Source organism: Streptomyces sp. NRRL F-4489, from assembly GCF_001509485.1.
In the GTDB taxonomy this organism is placed as follows: Bacteria; Actinomycetota; Actinomycetes; order Streptomycetales; family Streptomycetaceae; genus Streptomyces.
On sequence record NZ_LLZI01000014.1, the window covers coordinates 1 to 24,410 of the forward strand.

The 24,410-nt window shown below is 74.3% G+C and carries 30 protein-coding genes and 3 pseudogenes; 11 read left to right on the top strand and 22 right to left on the bottom strand.

Annotation, left to right across the window (positions count from 1 at the left end; all coding sequences use genetic code 11):
• Positions 1–398 (bottom strand): helix-turn-helix transcriptional regulator (locus ADL22_RS34445; protein WP_159048572.1); only part of this gene is annotated, 398 nt, incomplete at its 3' end.
• Between the two features lie 158 nt (positions 399–556).
• On the opposite strand from ADL22_RS34445, the gene ADL22_RS03035 reads away from it, so the two are divergent.
• From ADL22_RS03035 to ADL22_RS03065, 7 genes are all read left to right on the top strand, one after another.
• The gene (locus ADL22_RS03035; protein WP_066973531.1) at positions 557–1,693 is read left to right on the top strand and encodes a BTAD domain-containing putative transcriptional regulator; all 1,137 of its coding nucleotides are present in this window, start codon (positions 557–559) and stop codon (positions 1,691–1,693) included.
• An 8-nt stretch (positions 1,694–1,701) separates the two neighbouring features.
• Positions 1,702–2,472: a hypothetical protein gene (locus tag ADL22_RS03040; protein ID WP_234430514.1), complete on the top strand. Its 771-nt coding sequence runs from the start codon at positions 1,702–1,704 to the stop codon at positions 2,470–2,472.
• A gap of 138 nt (positions 2,473–2,610) precedes the next feature.
• Entirely contained in the window at positions 2,611–3,363 is a 753-nt protein-coding gene (locus tag ADL22_RS03045; protein WP_066973534.1) for a PE-PPE domain-containing protein, read from the top strand.
• A 283-nt stretch (positions 3,364–3,646) separates the two neighbouring features.
• Positions 3,647–4,042, top strand: a complete 396-nt coding sequence (locus tag ADL22_RS03050; RefSeq protein WP_066973536.1) for a hypothetical protein — start codon at positions 3,647–3,649, stop codon at positions 4,040–4,042.
• A gap of 61 nt (positions 4,043–4,103) precedes the next feature.
• Positions 4,104–4,745, top strand: a complete 642-nt coding sequence (locus tag ADL22_RS03055; protein WP_066973537.1) for a hypothetical protein — start codon at positions 4,104–4,106, stop codon at positions 4,743–4,745.
• Positions 4,746–4,850: 105 nt separating this feature from the next.
• Positions 4,851–5,813 carry an alpha/beta fold hydrolase gene (locus ADL22_RS03060; RefSeq protein ID WP_066973539.1) on the top strand — a complete coding sequence of 321 codons (963 nt, stop codon included), beginning with the start codon at positions 4,851–4,853 and terminating at the stop codon, positions 5,811–5,813.
• Between the two features lie 98 nt (positions 5,814–5,911).
• Positions 5,912–7,132, top strand: coding sequence for an MFS transporter (locus ADL22_RS03065; RefSeq protein WP_079063803.1), 1,221 nt, complete (start codon positions 5,912–5,914; stop codon positions 7,130–7,132).
• 71 nt (positions 7,133–7,203) lie between these two features.
• On the opposite strand, the gene ADL22_RS03070 is transcribed toward ADL22_RS03065, so the two are convergent.
• From ADL22_RS03070 to ADL22_RS03115, 10 genes are all read right to left on the bottom strand, one after another.
• The gene (locus ADL22_RS03070; protein WP_066973541.1) at positions 7,204–7,575 is read right to left on the bottom strand and encodes a gas vesicle protein K; all 372 of its coding nucleotides are present in this window, start codon (positions 7,573–7,575) and stop codon (positions 7,204–7,206) included.
• Between the two features lie 41 nt (positions 7,576–7,616).
• A complete protein-coding gene (locus tag ADL22_RS03075) occupies positions 7,617–7,847 on the bottom strand; it encodes a gas vesicle protein (protein ID WP_066973543.1) in 231 nt (76 codons plus the stop codon).
• Entirely contained in the window at positions 7,847–8,728 is an 882-nt protein-coding gene (locus ADL22_RS03080) for a GvpL/GvpF family gas vesicle protein (RefSeq protein WP_234430515.1), read from the bottom strand. The genes ADL22_RS03075 and ADL22_RS03080 overlap by 1 nt, the downstream gene beginning before the upstream one ends.
• On the bottom strand, positions 8,725–9,144 hold the full coding sequence (locus ADL22_RS03085; RefSeq protein ID WP_234430516.1) for a gas vesicle protein: 420 nt from the start codon (positions 9,142–9,144) through the stop codon (positions 8,725–8,727). The genes ADL22_RS03080 and ADL22_RS03085 overlap by 4 nt, the downstream gene beginning before the upstream one ends.
• Before the next feature lie 65 nt (positions 9,145–9,209).
• Positions 9,210–9,992 (bottom strand): SRPBCC family protein, encoded by a 783-nt coding sequence (locus tag ADL22_RS03090; RefSeq protein WP_066973545.1) that lies wholly within the window; start codon positions 9,990–9,992, stop codon positions 9,210–9,212.
• Positions 9,985–10,437: a hypothetical protein gene (locus ADL22_RS03095; RefSeq protein ID WP_159048573.1), complete on the bottom strand. Its 453-nt coding sequence runs from the start codon at positions 10,435–10,437 to the stop codon at positions 9,985–9,987. Before ADL22_RS03095 ends, ADL22_RS03090 begins: the two co-directional genes overlap by 8 nt.
• 42 nt (positions 10,438–10,479) lie before the next feature.
• The gene (locus ADL22_RS03100; protein WP_066973550.1) at positions 10,480–10,740 is read right to left on the bottom strand and encodes a gas vesicle protein GvpG; all 261 of its coding nucleotides are present in this window, start codon (positions 10,738–10,740) and stop codon (positions 10,480–10,482) included.
• A 4-nt stretch (positions 10,741–10,744) separates the two neighbouring features.
• On the bottom strand, positions 10,745–11,458 hold the full coding sequence (locus ADL22_RS03105; RefSeq protein ID WP_066973552.1) for a GvpL/GvpF family gas vesicle protein: 714 nt from the start codon (positions 11,456–11,458) through the stop codon (positions 10,745–10,747).
• 2 nt (positions 11,459–11,460) lie between these two features.
• Positions 11,461–11,904 carry a gas vesicle protein GvpJ gene (gene gvpJ / locus ADL22_RS03110; protein ID WP_066973553.1) on the bottom strand — a complete coding sequence of 148 codons (444 nt, stop codon included), beginning with the start codon at positions 11,902–11,904 and terminating at the stop codon, positions 11,461–11,463.
• 65 nt (positions 11,905–11,969) lie between these two features.
• On the bottom strand, positions 11,970–12,275 hold the full coding sequence (locus ADL22_RS03115; RefSeq protein WP_066973555.1) for a gas vesicle protein: 306 nt from the start codon (positions 12,273–12,275) through the stop codon (positions 11,970–11,972).
• 238 nt (positions 12,276–12,513) lie between these two features.
• On the opposite strand from ADL22_RS03115, the gene aac(6') reads away from it, so the two are divergent.
• Positions 12,514–12,987, top strand: coding sequence for an aminoglycoside 6'-N-acetyltransferase (gene aac(6'), locus ADL22_RS03120; protein WP_066973557.1), 474 nt, complete (start codon positions 12,514–12,516; stop codon positions 12,985–12,987).
• Positions 12,988–13,104: 117 nt separating this feature from the next.
• Here aac(6') and ADL22_RS03125 read toward each other — a convergent pair whose 3' ends face one another.
• The 8 genes and pseudogenes from ADL22_RS03125 to ADL22_RS03155 all read right to left on the bottom strand — a co-directional run bounded on the left by ADL22_RS03125 (position 13,105) and on the right by ADL22_RS03155 (position 17,548).
• Positions 13,105–13,311, bottom strand: a complete 207-nt coding sequence (locus ADL22_RS03125; protein ID WP_066973558.1) for a DUF2795 domain-containing protein — start codon at positions 13,309–13,311, stop codon at positions 13,105–13,107.
• Positions 13,312–13,517: 206 nt separating this feature from the next.
• Positions 13,518–14,201, bottom strand: a complete 684-nt coding sequence (locus ADL22_RS03130; RefSeq protein WP_066973560.1) for an MOSC domain-containing protein — start codon at positions 14,199–14,201, stop codon at positions 13,518–13,520.
• 94 nt (positions 14,202–14,295) lie between these two features.
• A pseudogene (locus ADL22_RS36940) lies at positions 14,296–14,643 on the bottom strand (tRNA-dependent cyclodipeptide synthase); the annotation flags it as partial.
• Positions 14,644–14,692: 49 nt separating this feature from the next.
• A complete protein-coding gene (locus ADL22_RS03135; protein WP_066973562.1) occupies positions 14,693–15,520 on the bottom strand; it encodes a helix-turn-helix domain-containing protein in 828 nt (275 codons plus the stop codon).
• Positions 15,517–16,338 carry a hypothetical protein gene (locus ADL22_RS35640; RefSeq protein ID WP_199836200.1) on the bottom strand — a complete coding sequence of 274 codons (822 nt, stop codon included), beginning with the start codon at positions 16,336–16,338 and terminating at the stop codon, positions 15,517–15,519. Before ADL22_RS35640 ends, ADL22_RS03135 begins: the two co-directional genes overlap by 4 nt.
• Entirely contained in the window at positions 16,335–16,961 is a 627-nt protein-coding gene (locus ADL22_RS03145) for a methyltransferase (protein ID WP_066973565.1), read from the bottom strand. Before ADL22_RS03145 ends, ADL22_RS35640 begins: the two co-directional genes overlap by 4 nt.
• Positions 16,901–17,239: a methyltransferase family protein gene (locus ADL22_RS34455; protein WP_107116214.1), complete on the bottom strand. Its 339-nt coding sequence runs from the start codon at positions 17,237–17,239 to the stop codon at positions 16,901–16,903. The genes ADL22_RS03145 and ADL22_RS34455 overlap by 61 nt, the downstream gene beginning before the upstream one ends.
• Before the next feature lie 42 nt (positions 17,240–17,281).
• The gene (locus ADL22_RS03155; protein WP_199836198.1) at positions 17,282–17,548 is read right to left on the bottom strand and encodes a hypothetical protein; all 267 of its coding nucleotides are present in this window, start codon (positions 17,546–17,548) and stop codon (positions 17,282–17,284) included.
• A gap of 214 nt (positions 17,549–17,762) precedes the next feature.
• Between ADL22_RS03155 and ADL22_RS03160 the strand changes: the two genes are divergently transcribed.
• A complete protein-coding gene (locus ADL22_RS03160) occupies positions 17,763–18,599 on the top strand; it encodes an SDR family oxidoreductase (protein WP_234430517.1) in 837 nt (278 codons plus the stop codon).
• A gap of 552 nt (positions 18,600–19,151) precedes the next feature.
• Here the strand turns inward: ADL22_RS03160 and ADL22_RS36945 are convergent.
• Positions 19,152–19,640: pseudogene (locus ADL22_RS36945) on the bottom strand (FAD-dependent monooxygenase); the annotation flags it as partial.
• Positions 19,592–20,209 (bottom strand): annotated as a pseudogene (locus tag ADL22_RS33500) (beta-ketoacyl-[acyl-carrier-protein] synthase family protein); the annotation flags it as partial. The pseudogenes ADL22_RS36945 and ADL22_RS33500, both read right to left, overlap by 49 nt.
• A 668-nt stretch (positions 20,210–20,877) precedes the next feature.
• Between ADL22_RS33500 and ADL22_RS03175 the strand changes: the two are divergent.
• Positions 20,878–22,929, top strand: coding sequence for a prolyl oligopeptidase family serine peptidase (locus ADL22_RS03175; RefSeq protein WP_066973584.1), 2,052 nt, complete (start codon positions 20,878–20,880; stop codon positions 22,927–22,929).
• 27 nt (positions 22,930–22,956) lie between these two features.
• On the opposite strand, the gene ADL22_RS03180 is transcribed toward ADL22_RS03175, so the two are convergent.
• Complete coding sequence (locus ADL22_RS03180) at positions 22,957–23,601, bottom strand: cysteine hydrolase (RefSeq protein ID WP_066973573.1); 645 nt, start codon at positions 23,599–23,601, stop codon at positions 22,957–22,959.
• 172 nt (positions 23,602–23,773) lie between these two features.
• On the opposite strand from ADL22_RS03180, the gene ADL22_RS03185 reads away from it, so the two are divergent.
• A complete protein-coding gene (locus ADL22_RS03185) occupies positions 23,774–24,274 on the top strand; it encodes a pyridoxamine 5'-phosphate oxidase family protein (RefSeq protein WP_066973576.1) in 501 nt (166 codons plus the stop codon).
• Positions 24,275–24,410 lie beyond the last annotated feature (136 nt).

The following is a 24,410-nucleotide window of genomic DNA, read 5'->3' on the forward strand; positions in this document are numbered from 1 at the left end:
GGGGCGGATGGGGGTCCCGAAGGGGCGGGGGCGGCTTCGGTGTTGGTGCCGCCCGTCGCAGCGGTGCCCGTTCCGGTGTCCGTTGAGCCGGCATCCGTAGCGGTATCCGTGCCGGCATCCGTCGTAACGGACTCCGGTTCGGCCTCGGCGCCGATTTCCGTGTCGGTGCCCGCCGTGCGGCGGACCGCGGCCGCCAGCAGCCGCTCGCGGCCCTCGGCGGTCAGCTGGAGCGCGTCGGCGAGCAACCGGACGGTGGTCATCCGCGGGTCGGCGCGCTCGCCGGTCTCCAGGCCGCGGATGGTGCGGACGCCGACACCGGCGCGTTCCGCCAGCGCCTCCTGTGTCATGTGCGCCTCACGCCGCAGCTTTTTCAGCAGCGCGCTGAACTCACTGGTCACGGGTCTCGGCCTTCCCCCGGCATGTCGATTTCCCCAGGTGAGGGACTCTAGCGCGGCAACCGGCCGGAAACGGCCGGTCTGCTGGCCTGTCCGTTCACCCGGCCCGGGACCAGTGTCGGCGGCGACCCACCGTTCGCCGCACGTCAGGAGAGCCCGCGATGCCGACGACCGCGCCCCCCGCCCGACCGACCGCCACCCCGCTCACCCGCCAGGAGCGCGAGGTGCTCCGCGCGGTCGGCTGCGGCCTGACGGACGGTGAGATCGCCCGCGCCCTGGCCCTCCCCGAGAACGCGGTCGGCGTCCACCTCGGCCGGATCCTCGCCAAACTCGATCTGCGCGACCGGGCGGCCGCCATCGTCCACGCCTTCGACAGCGGGCTGGTCGTCCCCGGGAGCGGCCCCCGCGTGGCGGCGCTGCCCGTCCAGCGGGGCACCGTCCGCCGGGCCCGCGGCCAGCGGGTGCGGATCTCCGTGCTCGGGCCGCTGCGGGCCTGGCGCGACGGTCAGCCCGTCGATCTGGGGCATCTGCGGCAGCAGGCCGTACTGGCGGCGCTGGCGCTGTGCCGGGAGCGGACGGTCAGCAAGGACGAACTGCTCGACGCGGTCTGGGGGATGGAGCCGCCGCTCACGAAAGTCGTGCCGGTGTACATCTACCGGCTGCGGAAGATCCTCCAGCCGGAGAACGAGACGGAGGGGGCCGCGGCCCGGGCGCGTACGGCTTCGCGTACGGGGACGGCGGCCCGTACAGGGACGGCGGTCCGGGCGGAGTCGGTGATCCGGCACGACCGGTGCGGCTACCGGCTGGTGCCCGGCGCGGTCGAGGTGGACGTGGCGCGCATGGAGGAGCTGGTCACCGCCGCCGGTGCGGCCGAGCGGGGCGGCGATCCGGCCGAGGCGGTCCGGATCTGCGCCCAGGCGCTGGACCTGTTCCGCGGGGAGCCGCTGGCCGGGCTGCCGGGGCCGTTCGCGGAGCTGGAGCGGCTGCGGCTGACCGAGCGCCGCACGGGACTGGCGCTGCGCAAACTGGACCTGCAACTGCGGCTGGGCCGGCACACCGAGGCGGTCGGCGAGCTGTGGGCACTGGCCGCGGCGCAGCCGCTGGACGAACCCGTCGCCGCGATGCTGATGCGGGCGCTGTGCCTGAGCGGCCGGCAGGCCGACGCGCTGGGCGTGTTCGAACGCACCCGGCGCCGCCTGGCCGACGAACTGGGCGTGGCGCCGAGCCGGCTGCTGCGGCGTACGCACCAGACGATCCTGCGGGGCTGCGAGGCGGGCTTCGCCCCGACGACGCCGTGACCGGGCCGGTGCCGCGTACCCGCGGTGAGGAACTGCTGCTGGCGCGGATCTCGGCGGCTGCCGGGCGCGCGCACCTGGGCAGGCGGCTGGCCACCTACCCGGTGACCGCGTACCGCCCCCGGACCGGCCCGTTCCGGGCGGTCCGCCGCCTGCCGGGCCTCGTCCGCCCCGGCCGGCCCGCCGGGCGCCCGAACGCGCGGCTGGATCTGTACGAGCACGGGCTGACCGTCGCCGTGAAGGGCCGGATCCATATCGTCCGCTACGCCACCACGTCGGTCTTCCGGCACCGTGCCCGGCCGCGCCGCGCGCCGCTCGCCGGCCCGACCGCTCCGGCCGGCACCGCCGTCCCCTGCGCCGCCGCCCCCGCCGTCGTCCATACGCTCACCGACGTCGAGCGGAAGCGGCTGGTGCTGTACGGCGGTCCCGTGGACGGCGACCCGGAGGACGGCGGTCCGGCGGACGGCGGGGCGCGGGCCTGGGAGCGGGAGCTCGAACGGGCCGTGGTCCGGGCCCAGTTGCCGGGGGCGCTGGCCGCGCTGGACCGGGGTGAGCGCGTCGTCTTCGGAGACGTCTGGATGACGAGGGAGCGGGTCGGTTCCGGGGCGGGGTGCGGCACGCCGTGGGCACAGGTGCAGGGCATCGGTGGGAAGGACGGCTTCCTCGTCCTCACCGGCGTCAGCGGGCGGCAGTACCGGCTCGGACCGGTGATGCCCCGGATTCCCAACGTGTTTCTGTTCCGCACGCTGGCGGAGCACTGCCGCCGGGAGGGCGCCGACTGAGCGGCGGAGGTGCCGGCCGGGCCCCGCCCGGGCCGATACCGCCCCCGCACTCCGCGTTTCATCCCCATTCCAACGACCGCCGCTAACGTCGGTCCCTCGTACGGCACTTGAACCACCAGCCCAAGGAGAACCAGAGCGATGACCCTGCGCACCAGATGGAAGAAGGCGATCGGCGCGGCCGGAGCGGTGGCGGCCCTGGCGGCCCTCACCGCCTCGACACCCGCCCACGCCGCTCCGGTGCACCACTACTACCTGGAGGTCGGCGGCACGGGCTCGGTGGCGCCGGCGCCCGACTGCACCTCCACCTTCCTCAACGCCAACGAGCACCTCGACGGCGGCATTCCGGTGCCGGTCTGCTACCCGGCGAGCGCCGGCCCCTGGCTCAACGGCCACAACGCCCCGGACCTGGGCGCCCCGAGCTACGACGCCAGCGTCCAGGAGGGGATCCGCAACCTGCTGGCCGCCGCCGAGGACACCCACCGCCGGGATCCGTCCGCCCGCCTGACGATCGTGGGCTACTCCCAGGGCGCCCAGGTGGCCGACCAGGTGCTCGGGGCGATCGCCGCCGGCCGCACCGGCATTCCCCGCTCGCAGGTGAACGGCATGCTCTACGCCGACCCCATGCAGCCCGGTACCGGTGTCTGGGCGAAGGTCCCCAAGGGCTGGAGCGCGCTGGGGTTCACCTCCACGGGGGCCGCTCCGGAGAAGTACGACGGGGTGCCGGTGCGGCGGTTCTGCATCCGCACCGACCTGGCGTGCGACGCCACCTCGCTGCAGTCCGTGCCCGGCTTCCTGAACCAGCACCCCAAGTACTGGCAGAAGGGCAGCATCATGGACCAGACCATCGCCCAGAACGGCGGTGACGGCATCACCTGGTACGACCCCCAGTAGGGCGCCGGACCGGCGCGGGTCTTGGGTCGGCCGCCGGGGAGCCCCGCCTCTCCGCCGGCCGCCCCGAGGCCCGGACGGCACCACCGCGCCGAACGGCACCTCCCCGGCGCATCAGCGTTTCATCGCCATTTCAGCGCCCCCGGCGACAGTGGTCCGCAACCAGGCACCGGACGGCCGGCCGCGCGCCTCCCGCGCCCGCGCCCCGTTCCCGTACAGGCGGACCCCGCCCTCTCAGCAGGCGCACAGCGCCCGTCCTCAGCTCAGCGAGTGAACAGGTAGCCCCATGAACGATCTTCTGCACAAACTGGTCTCCGCGGTCCTCACCGGCGGGTTGATCGCGCTGGTGGGATATCTCAGCGTGGCCGTCCGCAGGCGCCGGGTCGCCCGCGAGGAGGCCGCCGCGCCGGCGCCCGTCGAGGACCCCACGCAGGCGCTGCTGCGGCAGGCCCGGGAACTGGACAGCGGCCGCGACGAACTGGCCGCCCAGGGCCGGGCGGCGGAGGCACTGGAACGGGCCCGGGCGGCCGCCGATGCCTGGCGCACCCTCACCCGGAGCCGGCCGGGGCGGTTCCAGACGGAGCGCCGGGCGGCACTGGGACGGCTGAGCGACCTCCTGGACGCCGTCGGGGACGAGCACCAGGCAGCCCAGATCCGCCGGGAAGCCGCCGGCCTGTCCTGACCGGGCGACGGGCCGTCCCCGACGGGCCCCGGCCCTTCCTGACCGAGCAAGGAGATCCACCATGCCCGCCGCGATCTGGTCCGGCCGGAACGCCACCGCCGAGCAGGCCGCCGCCGACCTCACCGCCACGCTGCGTGCCGAACTCGGCCTGGCCGTACCGCCGTTGGCGATGCCGCTGCCGGCCGGGAGCACCGGCGTACCGGCCGGGAGCCTGCTCCCGCCGCGCGAACGCTTCAGCGGTATGCCCATGCCGACCCACTGCTTCCTCTACGTCGACGCCCAGGCACCCAGGCGCTTCGAACTCCGCGCCGAGATCCTGTCCGGCCGCGCGGGGTTCCGCCGGAGCCTGGGCCTGGGCCGGCTCCTCTACGCGGTGCCGCTGGCCCCGGCGATCCCGTCCGCCGTCGAACTGACGGCGCCTGACGCCGCCACCCCCGCCCGCTTCGACGGCGACCCCGCGACCGCGCACCGCCTCAACCAGGACCCGGACGTCCTCGACACGGGCCGTGCCCTGACGCCCACCTCGGCCGGCCGGGACCGGACCCACAGCTGGCGGGTGGACCGGCGCCTGACGATCGAACCGCTCCCCGAGGGCTCGGTCCTGATCCTCCAGACCCTGCACCGTTCCACTCCCCGTGCCTGGTCCCTCAGCGCCGCCGGGGTCCTGGACTTCGCGCGGCGGGTGGAGGCGTGCCTGGGGTAGTACGCCGGCGGGCCGCGCCGGATTCCGCCGGCGCGCAGGGGCGTTGGCACGGGCACGCGCGCAGGCGCACGGGCACAGGCCCAGGCACAGGAGTATGTTCGCCGCATGGTTGAGCATCGCATGATCGACGTGAACGGCATCCGGCTGCACATCGCGGAGGAGGGCGAGGGACCGCTCGTCGTGCTGCTGCACGGCTTCCCCGAGTCCTGGCACTCCTGGCGCCACCAGTTCGGCCCGCTGGCCGCCGCCGGCTTCCGGGTCGTCGCCCCCGACCAGCGCGGTTACGGCCGCAGCGACCACCCGGAGGACGTGGCGGCGTACAGCATCCTGCACCTCGTGGGCGATGTGATCGGGCTGATCCACGCGCTGGGCGAGCGGGAGGCGTTCGTGGTCGGGCACGACTGGGGCGCGCCGGTGGCCTGGCACACCGCGCTGCTGCGGCCCGATGTGGTGCGCGGGGTGGCGGGGCTGAGCGTGCCGCCGCCGTTCCGCGGGGACCGGCCGCCGCTCGCGGCCATGGAGGAGCGGTTCGGCGGGCGGTTCTACTGGAACTACTTCAACCGGCCCGGGGTCGCCGACGCCGAGTTCGCCCGGGACCCGCGCACCGCCCTGCGCACCCTGCTCTACTCCGGCTCCGGCGACTCCCCCGGCCGCCCCGACCCGGCCCTGGTGTCCGACCCCGCCCGGGGCTGGCTCGCGGACATGACCGACCCCGAGGAGCTGCCTGCCTGGCTCACCGAGGAGGACCTGGACGAGCTCACCGCCAACTACGCCAAGGGCTTCACCGGCGCGCTGAACTGGTACCGCAACCTGGACCGCAACTGGGAGCTGACCGCCGCCTGGCAGGACGCCGTCATCTCCGTCCCCGCGCTGTACATGTACGGCGACCGGGACCTGGTCGCGTCGTTCCCCGGTACGCCCGAACTCATCGCCCGGCTCCCGGAGTTGCTGCCCGACCTGCGCCGGGCGCCGATCGAACTGCCTGGCTGCGGCCACTGGACCCAGCAGGAGCGGCCGGCGGAGGTGAACGCCGCGCTGGTCGACTTCCTGACGGAACTGCGGGGCTGAGCGAACCGCCCTCGCCTGTCCGGTGGTTGGGCTCCGCACACCGCCGCGGTGAACTGTCTGGAAAGATGCGCCGGTTCCTACGTACATGGAGGTGACCGGTGAATTGCGACCAGGACGTGCGTCCGCCGCTGGCGGTGGACGGCGAGCGGGACGCGGCGGTGCGCGGCGGGCCGCTGCGGGTGGCCACGGTGGTGTTCCTGCTGTTCAGCGTCATGCTCGGCGGCGCCCTGCCGACCCCGTTGTACGGGATCTACAGTGCGCGCCTGGGGCTGACGCCGGTGATCATCACCGTGGTGTTCGCGCTGTACGCGGTCGGTGTGGTGGCGGCGCTGCTGCTCGGCGGGGTGTCCGACCGGATCGGGCGGCGGGCCGTGATCGGACCGGCGATGCTCGTCGCGGCGGTCAGCTGCGCGGTGTTCGCGGTCTTCCCGACGCTGCCGGGGCTGCTGGCCGGGCGGCTGCTGAGCGGCGTCGCGGTCGGGCTGACGACCGGCGCCGCCACCGCCTACCTGCGGGAACTCCACCCCCGCCCGGCCACCGCCGCTCTGCTGGCCACGGTGACCAGCATGCTGGGACTGGCCGGCGGGCCGCTGCTGGGCGGGGTGCTGGCCGAGTTCGCACCGCGCCCGCTGCTCACGCCGTACGTTGTGGTGGCGGCGCTGCTGCTGTCGGGGCTGGCGCTGTTCGCGCTGCCCGAGACGGTGATACGCACGCCGGGGCGGTTCCGGCTCCAGCGGCTGGCGGTGCCGGCGTCGGCGCGGCGGGTGTTCGGCGCGGTGGCCGTCTCGGTGTTCGCGGGCTTCTCGGTGCTCGGCCTGCTGGCGGGGCTCACCGGCACGTTCCTGGGTGAGGGGCTGCACCGGCACAGTCCGCTGCTGACCGGCCTGGTGGCCTGCTGCGCCTTCGGGGCGGCCGGTCTGGCGCAGTTGGTGTCCGCCCGGGCGGAGGCGGTGCGGGCCACTGTGGTGGGCATGCTGGTGATTCCGGTGGGGCTGGTGCTGATCGTCGCCGCGCTGCCGGCCCGGTCGCTCGCGCTGTTCCTGGTGGGGGCCGCGCTCGGCGGCGGCGGGGCCGGGGTGGCGTTCCGCTCCGGTCTGGCGGCACTCGCCGCGCGGGTGCCCGCGGCCCGGACCGGTGAAGTGGCCTCCAGCTACTTCGTCGCCGCGTATCTGGGGCTGACCGTGCCGGTCATCGGGGTGGCGGCGCTGCTGTCCCGGTTCTCGCTGGTGACCTCGGCGGGCGTGTTCGCCGGGGTGGTGACGCTGCTCGCGCTGGCCGGCGCCCGCAGCGCGCGGAAGCTGACGGGAGGGGCGGCGTAGGGACAGGCGCCCGCGTCCCCGCTGCCGTTACGGGGCGTCCCCGCTGCCGTTACGGGGCGTCCCCGCTGCCGTTACGGGGCGTCCCCGTCGCCGTTGCGGGGCAGCAGGGTGCCCAGGGGGCCGAGGTCCAGGTTGAGGTCGGCCATGGTCAGACCGTGCTGTTCGCAGAGGCCGGCCATCCGGTCCTGGAGGGTCAGCAGGGTCAGGCCGATCCGCTCTTCCTCGTCCTCGGTCAGGTCGCCCTGGTCCACGCGGTGCAGGGCGGAGCGCTCCATGAGCTGCCGCAGCAGCTCGACCAGGGTCAGCACCAGCTTGATCAGGTCGCGCTCCACGGTGTCCGGGTCGGCCTCCAGGCGGCGGGCCGGCCCGCCGCCCGGCCCCCGCTCCCCCGCCCCGGCCGGCGCGAGGCCGAACGCCCGTGCCGCCGCCTGCCCTTCCGTCATGGGCTGCTCCTCCTCGGTGTCGTTCGTCTGGGGGTGACCGCTCACCACGGGGCGGGGTCGTCGGCTGTGATCGCGTGGATGACCGCCCGCAGATTGATCCGTACGAGGTCCACATCGGCGACCGACAGCACCAGGTCACCGGTCAGGACGACACCGCCGTTCAGCAGGCGGTCCAGGAGGTCGATGAGGGCGACCTGGCGGCCCGCGAGCGCCTCCTCACCGGAGAGGTCGGTGAGGGCGGAGGCGGGTGGGTTGGGGAGTGGCGCGGCCATCACGGCTCCCCGGCCCCTGCGGTGGCCTCCGCCCCGGCCTCCGAGGGCGCGGTGGCGAAGGAGTACGGGGCCCAGGGCCCGGTGACCTCGACCCGTACCCCCGGGAGCCCCTCGGCCGCGCCCGCCACTGCCTGGCGGAACTCCGCCACGTTCCGGACGGGGACCAGATACGCGTCGTTGGCGATGTTCTCGCCGGTGGCCGCGGCCAGTTCGCCCTGCTGGAGCCGGTGCGCGACCCTGGCGCGGACGATACCGGCCACCCGGTCCCGGATGCCCGCCGCGACGGCCCCGGCGGCGCGGTACGCGTCCTGGTGCCGGCGCCGCTGCTCCCGGCGCTGCCGCAGATAGGCGCGGCCGGGGCTGAGCGAACGCGGAGGATCGGAAGGCTCCGGACCGGTGGGGCGGGAGGCGCCGGCCGGCGCCTGCGGATCGGCGTACACCTTCACGCCCAGCTCGACCTGGCCTTCGATCCGCCCGAGCCCCTCCGCGAACGCCCCACCGCGTTCGTCGAGCATCGACCGGACCCGGGCGTCGTCCAGGTAGACGGTGGCCAGCCGCAGGGGCAGGACCGTCGTCCGGGCGTACGCGGTATCGACCACGGCATGGTGCGTACGAGCCAGGGCCGCCAGCTCGGTGAGGTCTTCCAACCGCGCCCTGATGCCCTCCTCGCCGTACGCCTCGGCCGGCACCGATGAGACCAGCGCCGCCAGCGCTCCGGACGCGACGGTGCGCAGCGGGCCGTCCGCCAGGCCCACCAGCCCCTCGGCGGCCGCGTCGAGCGCGGGGCCCACCCGGCCGACCGCGTAGACGTACGACAGGGTGTCGGTGTCTGGGGCGACGGCCATGTCCGGGGTGGTGGCGGTGTGGGTGTCGGTGGTCACCGTTCCTCCTCGTGTGCGGTGCTCGCGGCGTCCTGCGGTTGGGGCACGGCGGCCCGCAGCTCCGCCAGTTCGGCGCGCAACCGGTCGTTCTCCAGGGCCAGTTGGCGGTCCGGGCTCGTGGTGGCGGGCGTGTCGGCGACCTGATGGGGCGGGCGGGCGCGGGAGGAGAGCGAGGGATCGTGTTCCCACCAGTCGATCCCCATCTCCTTGGCCTTGTCGACGGACGCGACCAGCAACCGCAGCTTGATGGTGAGCAGTTCGATGTCGAGGAGGTTGATCTGGATGTCGCCGGCGATGACCACACCCCGGTCGAGGACGCGTTCCAGGATGTCGGCCAGGTTGGCGGAGGAACCCTGCCCGCCGTACGGGGACGCCGGGGTGCCCGGCCCCATCCGGCCGGCCAGTGAATCGGACACGTGATCAGCCTTGTCTGTGCGGGGAAGAGAGGACGGCACGGAGTGGCACGGGCTGGCGGCCGGGGTCAGCGCTCGTCGTCGGCGACGACCTCGCCGTCCTGGATCTCGCCTCGCCAGCCGTCGGTGGCCTCGCCGCGCAGCATGAGGAACGCGCGGAACTCCTTGAGGTCGAGCCGGGCGCGGCGGCCCTGGGCGCGCCAGATGTTGCCCGTCCGCTCCAACAGGCCCTTGGGGAAGTACTCCAGTACCAGCAGGACCCGGGTCAGGTCGTCGGTCAGGCGGTGGAAGGTCACCACGCCGTTGACCGTGCCTTTCGCGCCCTCGGTGGTCCAGGCGACGCGTTCGTCCGGCACCTGCTCGGTGATGTTCGCCCGCCAGCTGCGGGTTGCCTTGCCGACCTTCACCTGCCAGTCACTGGTGGTGTCACCGGTCTGCTCGACGCTGACCACGCCCTTGGCGAAGCGGCTGAACTCCTGGAACTGCGTCCACTGGTCGTACGCCTCGCGCACCGGCACGCCCACGTCGATGTCCTCGACGATCGTCACGCTCTTGGACACGCCACCGCCGCCTCCCTTGCCGCGCTTGCCGATCATCCCCCTGGCCTTCTCCACGACGGCGTTCTTGACGGTGTCCGCGGCCTGGGAGGTGGCGCCGGAGAGTCCGCCGCCGGTCCGGCCGGGCTCACCCAGCCTGGCGACACCCCGGCCCAGCCGCTCTCCGAGGCTGGTGACGGTGTGCTCCGCGCGGGCCCGCAGATACCGCTGGAACGCTTCCTTCAGCTCCTCGACGGCGGGACTGTTCGCCATCTCGTCCTTCACCTTGCTGAACGTGGTCCCGGACTCAGGCATCGCTGCCTCCCCGGCCGCCGGAGCCCTTGCGGGAAGCGGTCTTCCGGGCGCCGGAGGCGGCCTTACGCGTGCCGGAAGCCGCCTTCCCGGCAGTGCGCTTGGCGGGCTTGGCGGGCTTGGCGGCGTGCCTGGACGACGACTCCGCCGCCTCCCCACCGCCGAGTTCCTTGGTCCGTTCCTGCAGCGAGTCGGCGAGGCCGGACATGCGGCGGGTGAGGGCGGTGGTCGCGGCGGACTTGGTGGCGTCCACCAGTTCCCGGCGGACCTGGTCGTTGAGCTGCCCGAAGAGGGGCGAGTCGGCGACCAGCTGCTTCCACTGCTTCGGATCCGGGCTCAGCCGCTTGCCGGCCAGGTACATGCCCAGGCCGAGGGCCAGTTTGGCCTTTTTCGTGCGTCCCAGGACGTAGCCCCCGGCCAGGGCCACGCCTATCTTGGCGCCAGTCATCATCCTGCGTACACCTCGTTCGTCATCGCGGTCCTCGGAAGTTCAGGGGTCGTTGGTGCGGAGTCGCCGTTGGCGGACCTCCAGCCAGGCAAGGCGGTCCAGCAGTTCGTCCTCGCGCCGGTCGAATTCCTCGTCCGTGATACGGCCGTCCACCAACTGCCGTTCCAGATCGGCCAGTTGCCGCCGTACCGGCTCCGGGTCGCAGCACTCGCGCTCGGCGGTGAGGAGTACCTGGTCGAGTACCCAGGCGGTGCCGCGCACCGGGGCCAGCGGCAGGGTCAGGAGATGGGTGATCAGACCCATGGGTTCAGACGAAGCTGTACGGCGGCAGGGGGCCGTGCAGGGTGAACGTGTAGGCGTCGCCGCGCCGTTCGGCCTCCTGGTGCACGGCCTCGGAGAAGGCGGCGGTCCGTTCCCGGGGGACCAGGAACGACACGTTCAGGAAGTGGCTGCCGGTCGGCTCGGACACGGCGCTGCGTTCCGCCGCCGGGGACAGTCGTTCGACCAGTTCGGAGCCGGTGCGCTCCTGCCGTGCCTGGACCTCGCGGGCGACCAGTTCGCCGAGCGCCATCTTGTCCTGGTGGGTCGCGGACTCCTGGCGGGTGCGGGCGTTGAGGCGCCGGACCTCGTCGGAATCCGTCATGATCTCCCGCAGCAGATCGTCCTCCTCGCGCGCCACCTTGAGGTTGAACTCCAGGCGGCCGCCGACCTCCGCCAGGCGCTCCGCGTACGCGTCGTGCTGCTCCGCCAGTACGGCCGCGACCTGCTCGTCGTCGTCGCCCACGAGCCCGAACCGCATCGGCAGTACGGCACCGTCGGACATCAGCCGGCTCTGTACGCCCTGGTGGGCGAGGAGGTCCCGGCGCTTGGCCCGCAGGGACCCCGGCGCGTCGCTGACCACCGCGGCCAGGTCCCTGGCGCGTACGGTGCGCAGCCGTGTCGCGGGTTCGCCGATGCCCCGGACGCCGTCGAGGCGCAGCGGGTGGTCGGCGGCGGTGATGGCGTAGACGTAGGTCCCCATGGTCACTCCTCCCGGCGGCGGGCCGTACGGCGGCTGCCGGAACCGGACGAAGAGCCGCGCGCCGGGCGCTCTTCCTCCTCCCCGGCGTCCTCGCTCCCCTTCTTCAGCGAGTCGGTGAACGCCTCGACCGCGCCGGTCAGCGCGCCCTTCGACTTGCCCTTGGCGCCGCTCTCGGTGGCCTCACCGACCAGATCGGTGAGCTGACTGGGCTGCTTGCGCCCCGATTCCAGGTCCAGGCGGTTGCACGCCTCGGCGAACCGCAGATAGGTGTCCACGCTCGCCACGACGACCCGCACATCGACCTTCAGGATCTCGATGCCGACGAGCGAGACCCGGACGAAGGCGTCGATGACCAGTCCCCGGTCGAGGATGAGTTCCAGGACGTCGTAGAGGTTTCCCGAGCCGGTGCCGCTGCTCGGTGCGTTGGATTGCTGAACGACAGACATGGGCTTTCCTTCCGGTTGTCCGGGCGGAGGCATGGTCCGTGCGGGGGGGGCGCGTCCGGGGGCGCTCACCGGTCGAGCTGGCCCCTCGCGTAGCGGCGCAGCCGCTCGTAGCCGAGCAGTTCGCCCTGCGCGTCGAGCTGGACGCGGTACGAGGCCATCACGCTCGTGGTCTCGGGGACCCGTTCGATCTCGACGATCTCCACATCGGCCGACCAGCCCTCGTCCGTGGGCTTGAGCGCGGACACCGCGCCGGGCGCGCATCCGAGCAGCTCGGCGAGTTGCCCGGCCGCGCGGCGCAGGGCCGCGGGGGCGCCGATGCGGTGGGGCTGTCCCTGGCCTTCGGTGCTGTCATTTCTCCCGGTGGTCGCCATGATCCCGTCCGTTGGGTGTGGTTGGGCATCGTTGGATGTGCGCGTGACGCCGGTGCGCCGATACGCCGGTACGCCGTACCGGTCGCGACTGTCTCCGGCTGTCTGCGGCCGGCCGTTTCCGCTTCTGCCGACAGGACACCGCGTGCCCCGAGAGTTCGCACACATGCATGAGGCGCCGCTCGCTTCACCTCGGCCCGGAGCCCCGCAGCCCCGGAGAAGACACCGGATACTGGTGGGCATGGAACTGCGCGGGGAGAAGGTCGTGTTGCGGCCGGTGGCGGCCGGCGAGCGGGAGATCCTGGACCGGATCGTGCGGGAGCCCGAGGTCGCGGCCTGGTGGTCGGTCCCGGAGGACTACGAGGGCATGCTCGCCGTCGTGCACGGGAACGAGGTCATCGGGGCGGTGCAGTTCTCCGAGGAGAACGACCCGGAGTTCCGCCATGCCGGGATCGACATCTTCCTGACGGCGCGGCGGCACGGACAGGGACTGGGGCCGGACGCGGTGCGCACGCTCGCCCGCTGGCTGGTGCGGGAGCGCGGCCACCACCGGCTGACGATCGATCCCGCCGCGGCCAACACCGCGGCGATCCGCAGCTACCGCAAGGTCGGCTTCAAGCCGGTGGGAATCATGCGCGCGTACTGGCGCGACCACGGGACAGGCCGGTGGGAGGACGGCCTGCTCATGGATCTGCTGGCGGACGAACTGACCTGACCATCGGCCCCAGTCATACGGCCATCCGGCCATCCCGGCCAGCGACGTCGCACGGCGGAGGCCCGGTCGGCGCCATGGGTGGCGCGGAGCCGGGCCTCTTGCCGAGCGCGGAGCGGGTCAGCTGGACCTGAACACGGCCTTCTGGACTTCGTCGGGGCCGTTGTACTGCTTGTCGTCGATGCCCGAGATCCGCTGTACCGTCTCGCCGTCGGCCTTGTTGTGCTTGGCGACCGAGACCAGGTCGTCGCGCGACGAGGGGTAGTGCGCGTCCTTGAGCGCCTTCTGGAGCTTGATCGGGTCGCCGCCCTCGCTCTTCCCAGCCATGGTGGGCCTCCTTCGCCTCATCGTGGTGCGGGTGTGGGGTGCTTCGGCACGTCGATGCGCGGAGGTGCGCGGCGTGGCGCGCAGGCTCCGCCCGTTTGTCCGTCCTGTCCAGTATCACGCCCACCCGGGGAAGTCGCCCGGCGAGGCGGAAGCTGTGCGGCGGGAGCGGCGCCGGCACCGCGCCTACTTCACCGCTCGCCCACGCCTCACCGTCCGCACTCCACCGCGTACTTCGCCGCGTACGTCGCCGCCTTCTCCCGGGCCTCCGGATGGAGCGCGTCGCCGGCGTCCAGGAGGCGGGGCAGGAGGTCGCGGTGGGTGGTCAGGGCGCGGAAGGCCAGGCCGATGGTGATGTCGTGGCCGGGGCGGTGTTCGACACGGACGGGGTCGCCGGCGCGGATCTCGCCCGGTTCGAGGACGCGGAAGTAGGCGCCGGGCACGGCGGCCTGGGTGAAGCGTTTGATCCAGCCCGGTTCGCCCAGGCGGCCCTGGAAGGTGCGGCAGGGGATGCGGGGTGAGGTGACCTCCAGTAGCAGCCGGGGCCCGACGCGCCAGCGTTCGCCGATGCGGGCGCCGGTGACGTCGAGGCCGGCCGTGGTGAGGTTTTCGCCGAAGATCCCGTTGGGCAGGTCGCGGCCCAGCCGGCGCTGCCAGTCGTCGAGGTCCTCGCGGGCGTACGCGTAAACGGCCTGGTCGTCGCCGCCGTGCCGGAGGGTGTCGACGATGGCGTCACCGGCCAGGCCGCTGCCGCCGGTGCCCTTGGGGCCGGGCGCGGCCACCGCCACGGGCCCGGCCACGGGGCGTTTGTCGAGGCCCGTGCCGGCTTCGTGGGTGGCGTAGGCGGCACGGACGGCCTGCCCGATGTTCACGGTCAGTAGCGTGGCTTCCATACCGGAACGGTAGGGCAGTGCGGGTCGCCCCCACGACCACATTTTTAGACGATGTCCAAGTCTGGTCTTTGTCCATACTATGGGGTGCCACGACCACATATCCCTGGCCGGGGGCGGCGCGGAAGCCGGTCCGCTTGCCGGCCAGGTGCTCGGTGACGGGGGTGATGAGGTGGTAGAGGAGGGCGGAGGACAGGACGTCGAAGATGGCCGGGGAGTCGATGAAGAGCGGGGCCTCGGCGGTGACGTAGCGCAGGCCGGCGGTGCCATGGGCCTCAGTGGTGGTGGGCGCGGCACCGGGCGCCCGGGTGCGGTGCTCGACCACCTGGCGGACCATGCGGTCGCAGGCGTCGCGGAAGTCCTGGTCGGTGCGCAGGGCCTGTTCGGTCCGGTGGCGGACGGTGCGGTACGCCGGGAGGTCCATGACCTCCGAGAGCGGCCGGACGCGGCCGGACCGGCCCCGGAGCGGTCAGCGGATCAACGCTCCCAGGCGGTCAGCAGGTCAGCCGCTCCCCGGCGCTCTCGCGCAGTCCGCGCAGCGCGCGGTACGTGGCGGTGCCGGGCGCGGCGGTGTAGAGCATCAGCCGCTGGTCGGAGTCGGGGATGGTGAGGAGTTCGCAGTCCAGCTCCAGTGGGCCGACGACGGGGTGCAGCATCCGCTTGGTCATGGCGCGGTTGACGCCGATCTCGTGGCGCTCCCACAGGGCGGCGAACTCCCGGCTCTCCAGGGCGAGTTCGTGGACGAGGTGGCGCACCTCGGGGTCGTCCGGATACCGGCCGGTGGAACGCAGGTCGGCGACGCAGCGGCGGCCGAGCTGGGCCCGGTCGTGCGGGCCGATACCGCGTGCCTGGCCGGAGAACAGCCAGCGCAGGGTGTTCCGCTCCCGCTCCGGCACGGCGGCGAGGTCGCCCATCAGCGCGACGGCCATGGCGTTCCAGGCGAGGATGTCGTAGCGGGCGTTGAGGACCAGGGCCGGCAGGTCGTCCAGGCGGTCCAGCAGGCGCAGCGCGCCGGCCTCGGTCCGCCGCGAGGAGGGCGCCGGCAGCGCGGCCTCGCCGACCAGGCCGAGCATGTAGTTGCACTCGTCGTCGGAGAGTTGGAGCGCCCGGGCCAGCGCGACCAGGACCTGCCGGGAGGGGCGCAGCCGGCGGCCCTGCTCCAGCCGGATGTAGTAGTCCACCGAGACGCCCGCGCGGCCCGCGACCTCCTCGCGGCGCAGACCGCGGGTCTGGCGGCGGCCGGTGTGGTCCAGCCCCACGTCCACCGGCCGCACGCGGGCCCGGCGGGTGCGGAGGAAACCGGCGAGTTCTGCGGCGTTCATGCCCCAAGGATGCCGGATCGGCGGGCGCCCCGGCCAGGACGGCCGGGGCGGTCCGCCTGGGTCAACGCCGGTCCACGGCACGGACGGTACGGGCCGCACCGGCCGCCCGCACCCCGCCCCTCGCCTCGCCTCGCCTCGCCTCGTGGACCATCGGCAGACTCTCCAGCGGATCCACGATCCACTCCCGCCGTACGAGCCGGTGCGCCGGGTCCCGGCGCAGCCCCGGCAGCCGGGCGGCGGCCTCCTCGACCAGGATCGTCAACTCCAGCCGGGCCAGCGGCGCGCCCAGGCAGTGGCGCCGGCCGTGGCCCAGGCTCAGGTGCGGGTTGGGGCGGCGCCGGATGTCGAAGCGGTCGCGCGGCGTACGACAGGTCCAGGCCGAGGAGGCGGCAGATGACCCGGCTGGGCAGTTCCCCGGCGAACGCGCGGACGGCGTCCAGCCGGCCGGTGCCGGCCGCGAGGACGTCGTCCAGCAGCGCGGTGACCAGCGCGCGGACCTCCCCGGTGAGGCGGTCCAGGACGGTGCGGCGGAAGGGGTCGGCCACGGCGGCCCGGAGGTCGTCGTGGCGGGCGCCCTCCGCCGCCCGCATACCGGCCAGCGAGGGGTGGGCGTGGCGCCGCTGCTCGTCGGTGAGGCCGTAGCCGGCGGAGAAGGTCTCCTTCTCGTCCAGGACCCGCAGGACATCGGCGCGGCTGAAGACGTGCCAGGTGGTCAGGGCGGCGTCGAAATGCACCGGGGTGCGCGGGTCCCAGAAGGCGGCCGGCCGGGCCGGGAGGTGCCCGAGGCCGCCGGGGCGGTGGTCGGTTGCGGTGGTCATGGCGCGGGGACGGCCGCTTCGACGATGTGCAGCAGGACGGGGGTGCGGGCGACCCGGGTGAACGTCAGGCCGGCCCGTTCGAAGAGCGCCGCGAACTCCTCCTCGCTGCGCTCCCGCCCGCCCGCGATCAGGAACATCTGCAGGTCCATCGGCGTGGTCATCGGCTGCGGCCGCTCGGTGTCGAGGAGCTGGTCGATGACGAGGGTCCGGGCGCCGGGCGCGGCCGCGCGGGCGCGGTTGCGCAGCAGGCGGACGCAGGTGTCGTCGTCCCACATGTGGAGCACGGTGCGCATCTGGTAGATGTCACCGCCCTGCGGTACGGATTCCAGGCCGTCGCCGGGGACGACCCCGCAGCGGCCGGCCAACTCGCCGGTGCGCAGGTCCTCGTGGACGTCGGTGAGCGCCTGCGCCAGGTCGAACAGGACGCCGTGCAGACCGGGGTTGCGGCGCAGGACGGCGCGCAGCATGGTGCCCTGGCCGCCGCCGACGTCGACGTAGCGGCGGGCCCCGGCGACGTCGATGTGCTCGGCCAGAACGTCGTTCATGCTGCCGACCATGAGGGTCATGGCCTCGTTGAAGGTCTCGCCCTCGCGCGGCGCGTCCTCGGCGAAGTATTCGAACATGGTCTTGCCGTGGCGGGCGGGCAGGGCCGGAAGACGTCGAAGGCGGCCGGCGCGCGCAGCAGGCGGGCGACGAGATCGGGCTCGGCGCCGACCCGGGCGGCGATCTTCTCGACGGGGGTGGGGTCCTCGTCCACCGCGTCGGGCAGGCCGAGTTCGCAGGCGGTGCACAGCACCAGGCCCGCGCCGAGGCCGGTGACCAGGGGCATCAGCTCGCCCACGGGTGCGGGCATCCACCCGGTGCGAGGGCCGGGGTTCACCGGGGCAGACTGCTGGGTCATGGGGTTCTCCTCCGGGTGAGGGGCGGTCGGGCGGGGGCCGGGTCAGCCGGCGGGGCGGAAGTCGGCGGCGTGGTCCACGGCCCACTGGGCGTACGTGCGGCCGCGGCGGCCGGTGAGTTCGGTGTAGGCGGGGCACACCGGCATCGGCTTGCCGTCCCACCTCGCCAGGTACTCCAGCAGCTGGTCGATGAAGGTGTCCCCGCCCCAGCGGCTGAGGGTGGCCCGGTACTCCTCGGGGCTGACCTCCTCCAGCCGGATCTTCCGGCCGATGGCCTCGGACAGGCAGTCGATCTGCTCCTGCTGGGTCACCGACTCCGGGCCGCTGAGCAGGTACGCCTGGCCCTCGTGGACGGGTTCGGTGAACGCCTTGACGTCCGCCCCGGAGCACGCCGTTCACGCCAGGAAGGCCGGACTGTGATCCGCCTGAGCCTCGGCTGGAGCGGAGTAGGACTGGCAGTCCCCTCCCGCCGCCGGACTGCCGCGGAAAAACTGGGAGCCCAACGCGATGCGGAAGGAAGTTGCTGTGACGATTCTGGTGACGGGTGGGCGCGGGCAGGTGGCGCGTGCCGTGGTCGAGGGCCTGCTCGCGGCCGGGCAGCCGGTCCGGGTGGCCAGCCGCGACCCGGAGAAGGCCGTGCTGCCGGACGGGGTGGAGGCGGTCAGGGCCGACCTGTCCGACCCGGCGACGCTGCCGGCGGCGCTGGACGGTGTCGAGAAGGTGTTCCTGTACGCGGACGCCAAGGGGATCGGCGGTTTCCTGGCCGCGGCCGAGGCGGCCGGTTCGCCGCACATCGTGCTGCTGTCGGCGCTGGGCGTGGAGACCGGCGACCCGTCGAACGACCCGATCGTGCGGATGCACCGCGCGGCGGAGGCGGCCCTGCGCGGCTCCGGGCTGCCGTGGACGTTCCTGCGGCCGGGCGCGTTCGCGACCAACACCCTCCAGTGGGCGCCGGCGATCCGCGCCACCGGTGTGGTCAGGGCGCCCTTCCCGCGGGCGCACGCGGCGTCGGTGCACGAGGCGGATATCGCCGATGTGGCGGTGCTGGCACTGACCGGCGACGGGCACGTGGGCCAGGTGTACCCACTGACCGGCCCGGAGTCGGTGACCCAGCAGGAGCAGATCGACTGCCTCTCGGAGGCCACCGGCCGGAAGATCCGGCTGGAGGAGATCAGCGCGGAGGAGTACCGCGCGACGCTCAGCCAGTGGGGCGACGCGGAGATGGTCGACACCCTGGTGCGGCACCTGGTGGAGTCGGATGACCGGCCGGCCCCGGTGTCCCCGGTGTACGAGGAGCTGACCGGCCGGCCCGGGCGCGGCTACGCGCAGTGGGCGCTGGACCACGCCGGCGACTTCCGCTGATGGCGGGGGGGGGGGGGGGGGGGGGGGGGCCCCCCTTCCCCGCCCCCCCCCCCGGGGGGGGGCCCCCCCCAACCAGCGCCGCAGCGCCCGGGTCAGCGCCCCGGTGTCGGGCGCGGTGTCCCGGCGGGCGACCGAGGCGACAGCGCCGTCCGACACCAGCAGCAACCCCCGCCCGTACCAAGGGAGTTCGGACAGCCGGCGGGCGCCGGCGCCGTCCCGGTCGTCCAGCGGGACGAGCTTGAGGTCCGGGCTGAGGGTCCCGACCAGCGGGTCGGGGTCCTGGAGGTCGTAGCGGGTGGTGAGCCCGGTCATCAGGTCGCCGAGGTGGCGGTTGACCTCGTCCAGGCCCATCAGGTCGGCGAAGAGTGCGCGCAGCGCCCGGCTGTGGGTGTCGAGCCGCATCAGCGCGATCTGCGCCCGGGTGTTCTGGAGCAGGCGCTCGGCCTGCGGGCGGCGTTCGGCGGTGTCGGTGTCGGTGTCGGTGTCGGTGTCGGTGTCGGTGTCGAGCAGATCGTCGCCGGCCCAGCCGCGCAGCCGGGCGGCGAGTTTCCAGGCGGCGTTGACGGCGTCGATCAGGCCGTAGTTGAGGCCCTGGCCGCCGACCGGGGCGTGGATGTGCGCCGCGTCGCCGGCCAGCAGCACCCGCCCCTTCCGGTACGCGGGGACGTGCCGGTCCTCGTCGGTGAAGCGCCCGCCGGCCCGCATCCGGCGCACGCCGAGGTCGATCCCGGACACCCGGGTGACCGCGGCGCGCAACTCCTCCTCGGTGAGCGGCCTTGGTCGCCCTCGGGCGGGGGTGAACTCCAGGGCGGCGACGCGCTCCACGCCCAGTCCGTAGACCAGGGACGCCGCCGGGGACGTCGTGGATGCCGGGAGGGATCTGGCCGGGGTCGAGGAGTTCGATGACGCCCTGGCGGCCCAGCATGGTGGGGCCGGTGCCGGGGAACGGGAAGCCGGCGGCGGTGCGGACGGCGCTGCCACCGCCGTCGCAGCCGAGCAGGTAGTTCGCGCGCGGTGAGCGGCACGTAGTCCAGGTCGCACTCCGGGTCGGGGGTGCGGAGATTGGCGGTGGGCGGCACCACGCGGTGGGTGAGTGCGAGTACGGAGGCGGCGATCTCCAGGGAGCCGATCGCGCCGAGCGAGTGCCCGATCATGGACTTGATGGAGCTGATGGGGACGGCGTGGGCGTGCGGGCCCAGGGCCCGTTTGAACGCGGCGGTCTCGTGGCGGTCGTGCTGCCGGGTGCCGGAGCCGTGCGCGTTGACGTAGTCGAGGGCGGTGGGGTCGATCCGGGCCTCGTCGAGGGCGGCGCGGATGGCCACGGCCATCTCCCGTCCGTCCTTCTTCAGGCCGGTCATGTGGTACGCGTTGCAGCGGGTCGCGAAGCCGCCGATCTCGGCGTGGACGGTGGCGCCGCGCCGCCGGGCGGCCTGGTACTCCTCCAGGACGAACAGCGCGGCGCCCTCGGCGAGCACGAAGCCGTTGCGGGTGCCGTCGAAGGGGCGGGAGGCGTGGGCGGGGTCGTCGTTGCGCGGGGTGGTGGCCTTGATGGCGTCGAAGCAGGCGGCCACGATCGGGGTGACGGGGGCGTCGGCGGCGCCCGCGACCAGGAGATGGGCGGTACGAGGGCGGGCCGGGGACCCGTCGGGGGCGGGCCGGGGGCGGCTGGGTGGCGCCAAACCGCCCCGGCTTCCCGGTGGTTCAGTGGGCCCGCTATGCTCCACCGGGTCGGCGCCGCACCGCCGCCGGGTCCACCGGCTGCCCCGCGCCGGCTCGCTGACGGCCCGGCCGTCACCGCCCCCCCGGGCCCGGTCCCTTGGGGCTCTCTCCGCGGCACTCCCGGCCTCTCCGGCCTCCCTCGCCGCCAAGGCTTCGCCACGCCCTCCGCCGCACGCAGGCGCCGGAGGGTGCCGACGCCTGCCCGAACCCGGAAGCCGGGCGCCGGGCATCGTTCAACGGGCACCGGCCGCCGGGCATGTGGCCCGCACCACCGCGCGACCGCACGACCGCACGACCGCACCGGAACCGGCCCACCCGGAGCCGTACCCGTAACCGCACTCATACGCCAACCTCAACCCGTCCCCGAGGAGGACCCACCGTGCACCAGCCCACCCATCACGCCGGCACCCCCGGCACCCCCGGCACCCCCGGCAGCCCCACCGACTCCCCCGTCCCCACCGACTCCCCCGTCCCCGCCGACTCCACCAACTCCACCAACTCCACCAACTCTGACGGCTTTCCCGAGCAGTTCGCCCGCACCCGGCGCTTCTCCCTCGGTGTGCCCCGGCAGTTCACCGTCTCCCCGGACGGCCGCCGGGTGCTCTTCGTCCGCACCGGGGCGGGCGACGATCCCGTAGGGCGGCTGTGGCAGTACGAGGACGGGCGGGAGCGGCTGCTGATCGACCCCGCGCGCCTGGTAGGCACCGGCTCCGAGGACGTCCCCGAGGAGGAGCGGCTGCGGCGTGAACGGGCGCGGGACCTGTCCACCGGGGTGGTGGGGTACGCCGCCGACACCGAGGCGCGGGTGGTGGCCTTCGCGCTGTCCGGAGCCCTGTGGGCGGTGCGGACGGACGGCGGGGCGCCGTTCCCGGTGCCGGCCGCCGGACCGGTCGTCGACCCGCGCCCGTCGCCCGACGGGCGGTACGTGGCGTACGTGAGCGGGCGCGGACTGCACGTCGCCCGCCTCGACGGGACCGGCGGCCGCCAACTGGCCCGGCCGGAGGGCCCGGACGTCTCCTACGGGCTCGCCGAGCACGTCGCCGCCGAGTCGATGGGCCGGTCGCGCGGCTACTGGTGGGCACCGGACAGCCGGCGCCTCCTGGTGGCGCGGGTGGACACGTCCCCGGTGGCGCGGCGCCACCTCAGCGACCCGGCGAACCCGGACCGGCCCCCGCGGGTGATCCGCTACCCGGCGGCCGGCACCGCCAACGCCGAGGTCACCGCGCACGTCCTCACCGTGGACGGGGACCGCACCGAGGTGGTCTGGGACCGCGCGGCGTACGAGTACCTGGCCGCGGCGGGCTGGGACGCACACGGCCCGTACCTGGCCGTGCAGAGCCGCGACCAGCGGGTGCTGCGGACGCTCGCGGTGGATCCGGCGACCGGCGCCACGACGGTGCTCCATGAGCGGACCGACGCCGCCTGGGTGGAGCTGGTGCCCGGCACCCCGGCCCGTACGGCGGCCGAGGCGCTGGTCGTCCCGGAGGACGAAGGCGGCACCCGCTACCTGGCCGTGGCCGGGCGGCGGGTGACACCGGAGGGGCTGCAACTGCGCGAGGTCCTGGCCGTGGCGGGCGAGCGGGTGCTGTTCACGGCCGGCGAGGAGCCCGAGGAGACCCATGTGTGGCGCTACGAGCCCGGGGCCGGGTGCCACCGGCTCAGCCGGGACCCGGGCGTCTGGACGGGCACCGCGCGCGGCGGGACGACCGTCCTGGCGGGGCGGACGCCGCACGGTCCGGAGGTCCGCGTCGTCCGGGACGACGCCCCGGACCGGTCGCCCGCCGGCACCATCGCCTCCCTCGCCGACGAACCGCTGGTGACCCCGCGACCGCTCCACCTCGCCCTCGGGGAACGGGAGTTGCGGGCGCTGCTGTTCTTCCCGTCCTGGCACCGACCGGGCACCGGGAAGCTGCCGGTACTGCTCGCCCCGTATGGAGGCCCGGGGCTCCAACTGGCCGTACGGGCGCGGGGGTGGACGGACTGCGTGGCGCAGTGGTTCGCGGAGCAGGGCTTCGCCGTCCTGGTGGCGGACGGGCGCGGCACCCCGGGGCGCGGCCCGGACTGGGAGAAGGCCGTGCACGGCGACCAGCTGGGGCCCGCGCTGGAGGACCAGGTGGACGCGGTCCGGGCGGCCGCGGCGCGGTTCGGCGACCTGGACCTGTCCCGGGTGGCTATCCGCGGCTGGTCGTTCGGCGGCTTCCTGGCCGCGGCGGCCGTACTGCACCGCCCGGACGTCTTCCACGCCGCGGTGGCCGGCGCGCCGCCCACCGACCAGCGGCTCTACGACACCCACTGGAAGGAGCGGTTCCTGGGCCACCCCGGGGAGCACCCGGAGAACTACGCGCGCTCCTCTCTGGCCGGCCACGGCCATCTGCTGCGCCGGCCGCTGATGCTGGTCCACGGGCTGGCCGACGACAACGTCGCCGTGGCGCACACCCTGCGGTTCTCCGCCGAGCTGCTGGCGGCGGGCCGGCCGCACACCGTCCTGCCGCTGCCGGGCGCCACCCATCTCCCGGCCGACACCGCGGTCACCGCCAATCTGCTGCGCGCCGAACGGGACTTCCTGCGGAACGCGCTGCCCGCCCCGAAGGACGGCCCGACCGGGCCCTGACCTCCGGGACGCGGCGGGCCCGTCCCGTCAACGGGTCCGCCGCGGACGCGCCCACCCCTGGAGGACGGCCCGGGTGGTGGTGACCGTGGCCACCAGGGAGAGGGTGTGGCGGACCATCGCGGAGGTGTACTCGGCGGGCACCCCCGCGATGGCGTCCGCCGGGACCACCACCGTGTAGCCGAGGTTCACCGCGTCGAACACGGCATTCGGGACCGCCACGTTCGCCGACACCCCGGTGACGACGAGGGTGCGGCACCCCAGGTTGCGCAGCAGCGCGTCCGCCTCGGTGCCGGCGATCGGGGAGAGCCCGTGCAGCCGGCGCAGCACCAGGTCGTCCTCCGACACCGGTATCGGCTCGGCGACCCGTACCGCGGTGGACCCGGTGAGCTGCCGTACGGGCAGCCGCTCGGCCGCCCGGAAGAGGCGGGCGTTGCGGCTGGCGCCGCGGCCGTCGGGGCGCCGTTCGGCGATCGCGTGCACCACCTGGACGCCGGTGTCGTGGGCGGCCGCCACCAGGCGGGCGATCCGCGCCAGCGCCCCGGAGGCGCGGGCGGCCTCGGCGAGTTCGGGCAGCGCGCTGTCGGCGCCGACCACACCGCGCTGGCACTCGACGGTGAGCAGCACGGTGGTGGCCGGGTCCAGCTGTTCGGCGAGCCGGGTGTCCGGAGGCATCGGCACTCCCCTCAACGGCGGGCGCGGACGCCGCGCGCCCCGTATGGGCCGGGCGCGGGCGGCGGGTCAGGGAGGCGCGAGGGTATCCCCCATTGCGTCCGGCAGGAAGAGCCCCGATGATTCCCCCACCATTCCTGACGCTCCGTCAGGTACGTACGGAAGGCGGCGACAGATGAGCGGCACACAGGACACGGCCGGTACCCACCGGGCGACCGCGGCGCAGCGGCGCGGCCGCCGGATCATGATGACCCCGCCCGAGTTGGACGCCTTCCTGGCCGAGCAGCGCACCTGCCGGCTCGCCACGGTCGGCCGGGACGGCGCACCGCACGTGGGCGCCCTGTGGTTCGTCTGGGACGGAACGGCGCTCTGGCTCTACTCGATCACCCGCAGCAAGCGCTGGGCCCAGCTGCGCCGCGACCCCCGGATATCGGTCCTCGTGGACGACGGCCACGACTACGGGGAACTGCGCGGCGCCGAACTGACCGGCCGCGCCACGTGCGTCGGCGAGGCACCCCGCACCGGCGAACCCTGCCCGGAACTCGCCGCTCCGGAACGACTGTTCGCCACCAAGTACTTCGGCCTCACCGAGATGCCACACGACGGCCGCCACGCCTGGCTCCAGCTGACACCGGAGTCGGTGGTGTCGTGGGACTTCCGCAAGCTCGGGGGGTGAGGGGGTAAGGGGGTAAGGGGGTGAGGGCGGAGCGGCGGGGGCGGGGGCGCGGGGTGCCGGGGGGGGGGGGGGGGGGCGGGGGGGGGCGGGGGGGGGGGGGGCGGGGGGGGGGGGGGGGCCCGGGGGGGGGGGGGGG

Excerpts from the sequence above, each read along its gene's own strand:
- ADL22_RS03035 (WP_066973531.1), top strand. The coding sequence starts at position 557 with ATGCCGACGACCGCGCCCCCCGCCCGACCGACCGCCACCCCGCTCACC.
- ADL22_RS03045 (WP_066973534.1), top strand. The coding sequence starts at position 2,611 with ATGACCCTGCGCACCAGATGGAAGAAGGCGATCGGCGCGGCCGGAGCG.
- ADL22_RS03050 (WP_066973536.1), top strand. The coding sequence starts at position 3,647 with ATGAACGATCTTCTGCACAAACTGGTCTCCGCGGTCCTCACCGGCGGG.
- ADL22_RS03055 (WP_066973537.1), top strand. The coding sequence starts at position 4,104 with ATGCCCGCCGCGATCTGGTCCGGCCGGAACGCCACCGCCGAGCAGGCC.
- ADL22_RS03060 (WP_066973539.1), top strand. The coding sequence starts at position 4,851 with ATGGTTGAGCATCGCATGATCGACGTGAACGGCATCCGGCTGCACATC.
- ADL22_RS03070 (WP_066973541.1), bottom strand. The coding sequence starts at position 7,575 with ATGACGGAAGGGCAGGCGGCGGCACGGGCGTTCGGCCTCGCGCCGGCC.
- ADL22_RS03075 (WP_066973543.1), bottom strand. The coding sequence starts at position 7,847 with ATGGCCGCGCCACTCCCCAACCCACCCGCCTCCGCCCTCACCGACCTC.
- ADL22_RS03090 (WP_066973545.1), bottom strand. The coding sequence starts at position 9,992 with ATGCCTGAGTCCGGGACCACGTTCAGCAAGGTGAAGGACGAGATGGCG.
- ADL22_RS03095 (WP_159048573.1), bottom strand. The coding sequence starts at position 10,437 with ATGACTGGCGCCAAGATAGGCGTGGCCCTGGCCGGGGGCTACGTCCTG.
- ADL22_RS03100 (WP_066973550.1), bottom strand. The coding sequence starts at position 10,740 with ATGGGTCTGATCACCCATCTCCTGACCCTGCCGCTGGCCCCGGTGCGC.
- ADL22_RS03105 (WP_066973552.1), bottom strand. The coding sequence starts at position 11,458 with ATGGGGACCTACGTCTACGCCATCACCGCCGCCGACCACCCGCTGCGC.
- gvpJ (WP_066973553.1), bottom strand. The coding sequence starts at position 11,904 with ATGTCTGTCGTTCAGCAATCCAACGCACCGAGCAGCGGCACCGGCTCG.
- ADL22_RS03115 (WP_066973555.1), bottom strand. The coding sequence starts at position 12,275 with ATGGCGACCACCGGGAGAAATGACAGCACCGAAGGCCAGGGACAGCCC.
- ADL22_RS03125 (WP_066973558.1), bottom strand. The coding sequence starts at position 13,311 with ATGGCTGGGAAGAGCGAGGGCGGCGACCCGATCAAGCTCCAGAAGGCG.
- ADL22_RS03130 (WP_066973560.1), bottom strand. The coding sequence starts at position 14,201 with ATGGAAGCCACGCTACTGACCGTGAACATCGGGCAGGCCGTCCGTGCC.
- ADL22_RS03135 (WP_066973562.1), bottom strand. The coding sequence starts at position 15,520 with ATGAACGCCGCAGAACTCGCCGGTTTCCTCCGCACCCGCCGGGCCCGC.
- ADL22_RS35640 (WP_199836200.1), bottom strand. The coding sequence starts at position 16,338 with ATGACCACCGCAACCGACCACCGCCCCGGCGGCCTCGGGCACCTCCCG.
- ADL22_RS03145 (WP_066973565.1), bottom strand. The coding sequence starts at position 16,961 with ATGTTCGAATACTTCGCCGAGGACGCGCCGCGCGAGGGCGAGACCTTC.
- ADL22_RS34455 (WP_107116214.1), bottom strand. The coding sequence starts at position 17,239 with ATGACCCAGCAGTCTGCCCCGGTGAACCCCGGCCCTCGCACCGGGTGG.
- ADL22_RS03180 (WP_066973573.1), bottom strand. The coding sequence starts at position 23,601 with ATGCCTCCGGACACCCGGCTCGCCGAACAGCTGGACCCGGCCACCACC.
- ADL22_RS03185 (WP_066973576.1), top strand. The coding sequence starts at position 23,774 with ATGAGCGGCACACAGGACACGGCCGGTACCCACCGGGCGACCGCGGCG.